Genomic DNA, 5,599 nt, shown 5'->3' with positions numbered 1-5,599 from the left:
CAGGCGCTGAAGATGATGACCCCGGACGCGGCTTATGCCGCTACATTAACTGCATGACCTGAGCAGGAACCGGTGGGGCATTACAAGGGGACGCAACCGTTGATCAAGATGTAGCGTCGTCGATCGTGGGTTAATGATTGGTGCTGCGTGGCTCATGCTGCATGGGCTCGCGGAGCTTTGGGCTGGCGTCAATCTCCACCGATTTGGCATCGTGCCGCGGTCACTGCCGCGGCTGCATCCTTCCGCCGGTACCTCTTTGTCAAGCTTCCGTGGGCGTCAACCTCCGCTGGGCCAACGCTAGCTCCTCTGCGTCCGCAGCGGGCGTCGGCCGGATGGATGCCTCCCACTTCTCATCATCCTCCTAAGACGCCCTGGCCCGGGACCAGCTTTGCGCTAGCAATCCGCTCTGCCAGCAGGCGGCTTCCCAGGATCGCCGAACAGCTCCTTTACGCCGACACTACAACCTCTGCCGCGCGGACGCGGGCTGAGGTTAGCGGCCCTTGGATCAACCGCCGCGATGAATTAGCGGCCACACAGTCTTGCCACTGCACTGCGGTTGCAAGACTTCGCTAGTGCGGCTGAAAGAGATCCCGATAACCTTGGTGTTCTTAAGAAGTTGGTAGGCCTGGTGGTCAAACCGCCTTAATGGACAGGTGCTGCTGGTGATAGGCAGCGCATCACTGTCGGTGCCATCGATGCCATTGTTCCGCAAGAGGCTGCGCCAATCTTGGTAGCGACTGTCCGGCGTATAGGTCGCACCTTCGAGTTGAACTGACACCATTCCCAGCGCGCCAACCCCATCGATGTTGGCATTGAAGCCGCCCTCGAGGCAGGCATTGCACGACGGAAGTTGGGGGTCTGTGAAGTGAAGAGGTCCGCGCCACGCGTAGTCCTTGAACGTGGTTTTGGACGCAAGGATCGTTGCCTTGCTTCCAGGCTTGGCACCTTCAGCGATGCCGTTGACATCGAGATCGCACCCCTTTGTTGGCTCAAGTGACATGCCGACGCTCACTACGTTGCTATTGCTGACGCTGACCGCCACCGTGCAGCCATTGACCTCGTAAAAGTTGCGCCGGATGCCCAGGTCATCGGTGAATTCGCGCATAGCAGGCGAGCCAATCTTGAACTCCGCGTACTTCAGAGTCTTCCCTAGCATGGATGGGTTGACGACCTCGTCGAGAGAGGTATCGGCTTGGGCAGTGAACCCGAGCAAAAGAGTGGTAGCGACAAGCGCGCCGCCGGCAAGGGGTTTACAACGATTCATGCGAGAGGGTCTCCATGAGTTGGTCAGCGAATTATGCGCGGCAGCGCTTGGGGTTGTGAAGGTTCCAGTGACCGCCACGTGCAAGAAGCGCGACCGAAACGCTAAGCTCCGCTTCTTAATTTGGCGAGCCGCATAAGCATGGTCTCGGACATTTCCGATGGCACCCGGCCGTGCGACTCCCGAAGCAATGGCTCATAGTTAAACTGAAGAGCCTCAATGCCATGAACGATTGCCCAGAATACTCCCGCGCCATCGTCATCAGGAAATCTCTCAAAGACCCCGAAAAGAACCGGTAGGGCCAGGGCAGGCTCTGGGCCAACTGCCCAGAGTTCAGTAAGCAAGCTATCAAGCGGCAACCAAATGCCTCTCACCGGCTCAAATGCGGCAATTTCCTTCAGAATCTCTGAGTGCGAGCGCATCGAATCCCAGCCTATCTGTCTAATGGTAAGAACTTGGGACGGATTCTAGAGCCATCCGCAATGCGACGCATCGCTTATGCGAGTGAGGTGGATCTATCAGCTAACGGCTCAGCAGCAGTAGTCGCGTGGATGGTCGATCACCAAGGACACAGTGCCCGATGCCGTTCCAGCAATTGTCGATCTGGCGATAGCGCAGCGACCACCGGCATCGCAAGCGGTGCCCCATGCTTTACACCATACCCTGTCTCACGCAGCTGCGGCGCCACGCAGACCTCCATCGTCTTGGCATCCACACTGATCAGCTGAAGGTCAAACAAGGTGTGGACATCGGACCTAAGCAGCAGCCCGTTGGGCACAACATTCGTGTCCTTCCCAAGATAGGGGTAGATATGCGCAGCCTCCAGCACGTCAGCAACACCCCAACCAGTCATAGCGCACCGTCCGTCATAAGCCTCCAGCAGGGCGCTACGGAACTTGGCCTGCCCCTGGCGCCGCACGATGCTGGCATACACCCGCTTGCGCTGGTCTTCGACGCTGTCGGGTGAGAAAGCTCCGCCGTCCTCAGCCAACTCACGCTCTCTCTTGAGCTCAGTCAACGCTGGCCCAGAAACAGCAGTTGGCACCCCGCCTCCAAGAAGCTTGATCAGCTGACCAGTTACCTCAGCCCCGACATTCCTAGCCGGGCGTAAGCCCTGGAGCCAAGGCAGTCCCAACTGCTCCAGCACATGCGAGATGTTCTGCATCCGGTACTCCCAAGCCTTGGGAGTACGACCGTGCGCAGCGGCCAGCTGCCTATACAGCTCTGCCTTATTGGGCTTCCGCCCCTGCGCCTCGGCGTTCTGCAGGACGCGATACGCGTCCACCGCAGCTGCCAACTGCTCTGAAGTCCATTCATCCACGTCTGCTTCCCCGCCCTATGCGAACCGCCGGTCCCATAGGGCGAAAGTATGCCGTAGACGACACTACTTGGCGCAATCAGCCTCAACTAGCCAACCTCAACCCCCAAACCGGCCAAACCCGATCCCGCCGACAAAGATCAAAGTCCTCCCCATAAGCCAGCGCCGCCTCCCCGGCCGGCATCTCGCAATACCACCCCAACTCCTCCCGATCCATCCCCGCATCCGCGTGGTCAATCGCAAACAAGGCCAAAAGCGCCTCATCGAACGCGGCCAGCCACTCCGAGTCAATCTGCATTCTTCGTCCGTCTCCTACGAGGGAGGGGCATGATCTGTCCACTGCGTCCCAGATCCTGCGACCGAAGGGGGACGCTTCAGAAATCCGTTGGTCGATTCCAGAATGGCGATCTAAGTCTATGAATATTAAGGGGAACGCATCCGGCCTGGAATCGGCGGCGGTAGGCGGCAGTGGAGAAGAAGCATCGAGAGTGCAAAGAGGAGACTACCCCGAGCCAGGCAGCGCCTGCAGCTGGACCTGCGCGGTGTGGCCATGGTCCGCGAAACACAAGTGCCGCCAATAGAGGTCGCCCTGTGGGTGCTGGGAAACGGGCGGGCTGTCTCTTGACCGAAGCGCGGCCGGAACTGGACGCCGCCCGGTGCAATGGAAACGCAGACCGGTTGGACAGGCGAAGAAGGAAGAGGAGGTGAAGTACATGCTGCGGCAGCGCCCCCTGTAGAGCCAAGCCACGCGTGTCTGCGCGGTGCCAAAACGAAGCCTGCCGTCCACCCACCCCAATCCTAGAACACCGCTTCAGACTTTTCCGATACCCAACCCCGACCAACCCTGACACCCTATCCCCACCATCCATCAGGCCACTCAGGCCCAACCCCACACGGAGCAACATCCGCATGGACCAGCCCGCGCCATCATCGCCAAGCACCAAGCTGCGCGACCACGTCGCTGAGGCAGGGATAAGGCCTTATTGCCACGCAGCGCGAGCGTTGAGCTTGAGATATGAGGTCCAAGAGCGTGCAAGGCCCAAGCGCATCTAGGCCACACACTGAAGTCAGCGCCCTTGGCTATCCTTCCTATGGCATTGAACCGGGACGAAACATGAGCGACTGCAGTGTCGATGGCGACTCCACGCCAAATCTACCCAGGAAAGGCGAGTTCTTCGTCATAAGCCCGGAGGCGGGTGGGCCCGGTCACGGCGTTGTCATTGAGAATGCCGATAGATTGAGGCCGGCCAATCAGGGTCTAATCAGGCCTTCGCAAGGTGGATTTCCGGACCTGCCGGAAATTCCAGTGCTGAGGCAAACGCGGCCCGGCCTTGGTCCCAGTGACTTGGACTCAAGCTTTGAGGGCTACTGGCTCGTTTCACGAGAGCTGAAAGCGGTCTTCGAGATGATGGATGCGGATGGCTTCGCGTTCGTCAGATGTGATTACCGGCTGCATGACGATTCAGCAGGGCCTGAGTTATACCTATGCGATGTTGTGCGCGTTCTCGATGCAATTGACGATCAAGCATCTGAAGTTGAAATCCTCACTGAGGGATTCCCAAGTGGGAAGTACTATGAGATCGGAATGGGCGCGCGCCTGGCCTTCAGGCGGGATGTGACTGGCTCTGCGAGGGTCTTTCGTTCTCCACACAACACCTCACTTGTTGTGTGTGATCGTAAGTTCCGAGACTGTCTCGTCCAGAATGGTTTCGGCGTTGATGGATGCTCGCGCGGAGTCTATCTAGAAGACGCTGCTGAGTACTTCATGGGTACAATCGCCACCTAGGTGATACTCAGATTCCGTTCAAAGAGCGGAGTCGAAGAAGTTCTACGAAAAGGAGCGAGTAGTGGTAGAGAACGTAGAAGATGGCGTGTCTAGGCAGAACTCCCCGAAGAAGGGGGAGTTCTTTGTTATCAGCCCTGAGCTCGGCGGCCCGGGTCACTGGGTCGAATTTGAGAACGCCGACAAGTTGCGGCCACGGGATCAAGTGTTCATTCGGCCGATCACGGGCGGCTTCCCGCCGCTGTCTGAGGTTCCAGTCTTGAGGCAGACGCGCCCTGAGTATGGGCCTAACGAATTGGATTCGCTGTTTGAGGGTTACTGGCTGGTTTCAGGTGAGCTGAAATCGATTCTTGAGGCAGTTGACCCAGAGGGGGTTGCATTTGCCAAGTGCATCTACTATTTGCATGACGGCTCTCTCGGTCCTGAGTTCTATCTTTGCGATGTTACCCGCTTCCTGAATGCGATCGACGATGGTGCATCTGAAGTGGAGATCATTACCGAAGGAATGGCACTTGGGAAGTATTACGAGATTGGGTTGGGAGCCCGCTTGGCCTTCAAGAAGGATGTGGTTGGCCAATCAAGAATATTTCGAAACAAGTACAACGAATGGTTGATAGTGTGTGATCGTGTGATGCGGGATGCGCTTGTCGAACGCGGGTTCGGTGCGGGTGGGTGTGGGCGTGGGGTGTACTTGGAAGACGCCGCTGAGTATTTTTTGGTTTGATCGCCAGGGAGGGTTGAATGTCGCCGAGTCCGGTGCTGCTGCAGAGTCACCACGTAATTGAGCAGAGCTTTTTCAAGAATGATCTTATTCTGATTCAACTTGTGGAAGCCAAGCTGATTGACCCTCATTCGTCAAAGAATAGACTCTACCTTCCCTTTGATGATGCGCTGGCGAACGAAATTGAGACGCCGCCCCATCGCGGAAAGACCGCTTCTTCTTATACTCGTTCCGTGGGTGCCGTTCTGGGCCGCCTTGCATCGACGGATGATGGTCGTCTCTTGCAGGTGGACGGCGGTGCATCACCGGAAGCGCGAGAAGCGGCGTTACGGCGTATCGCCGAGAAGATTTCTGACCTCCAAGACACGATCAAAGTCGCTATAGTCAATGGCGACGCATTTCCAACCATTCCCGGTCGGATAGAGAAGTCAGACGCTGTCGGGACTGTCAGGAATTTTGTGTTCGGGCATAACATGTTGAAAAGGATCATGTATGCCACCCAAGAAGAAGACCGCC

General features: G+C 57.5%; 6 protein-coding genes. 3 read left to right on the top strand and 3 right to left on the bottom strand.

The window, feature by feature from the left end; genetic code table 11:
• Window positions 1–505: 505 nt before the first annotated feature.
• The 3 genes from EGJ34_RS20170 to EGJ34_RS20160 all read right to left on the bottom strand — a co-directional run bounded on the left by EGJ34_RS20170 (window position 506) and on the right by EGJ34_RS20160 (window position 2,877).
• Entirely contained in the window at window positions 506–1,264 is a 759-nt protein-coding gene (locus EGJ34_RS20170) for a hypothetical protein (RefSeq protein WP_125362219.1), read from the bottom strand.
• A gap of 556 nt (window positions 1,265–1,820) precedes the next feature.
• Complete coding sequence (locus EGJ34_RS20165; RefSeq protein ID WP_221740430.1) at window positions 1,821–2,582, bottom strand: HNH endonuclease; 762 nt, start codon at window positions 2,580–2,582, stop codon at window positions 1,821–1,823.
• Between the two features lie 82 nt (window positions 2,583–2,664).
• On the bottom strand, window positions 2,665–2,877 hold the full coding sequence (locus tag EGJ34_RS20160; RefSeq protein ID WP_125362218.1) for a hypothetical protein: 213 nt from the start codon (window positions 2,875–2,877) through the stop codon (window positions 2,665–2,667).
• 816 nt (window positions 2,878–3,693) lie between these two features.
• Here EGJ34_RS20160 and EGJ34_RS20155 point away from each other — a divergent pair.
• The 3 genes from EGJ34_RS20155 to EGJ34_RS20145 all read left to right on the top strand — a co-directional run.
• On the top strand, window positions 3,694–4,365 hold the full coding sequence (locus EGJ34_RS20155; protein WP_125362217.1) for a DUF1629 domain-containing protein: 672 nt from the start codon (window positions 3,694–3,696) through the stop codon (window positions 4,363–4,365).
• A 61-nt stretch (window positions 4,366–4,426) separates the two neighbouring features.
• Window positions 4,427–5,086, top strand: coding sequence for a DUF1629 domain-containing protein (locus tag EGJ34_RS20150; protein ID WP_260477080.1), 660 nt, complete (start codon window positions 4,427–4,429; stop codon window positions 5,084–5,086).
• A 17-nt stretch (window positions 5,087–5,103) separates the two neighbouring features.
• Window positions 5,104–5,599: AHH domain-containing protein (locus EGJ34_RS20145; RefSeq protein WP_221740429.1), on the top strand; the 496-nt coding region annotated here is incomplete at its 3' end.

This window comes from Stenotrophomonas sp. 278, from assembly GCF_003935715.1.
GTDB classification, from domain to species: domain Bacteria; phylum Pseudomonadota; class Gammaproteobacteria; order Xanthomonadales; family Xanthomonadaceae; genus Stenotrophomonas; species Stenotrophomonas maltophilia_AH.
Note: the sequence above shows the minus strand (reverse complement) of the source record. Positions and strands in the feature narration are given on the sequence as shown.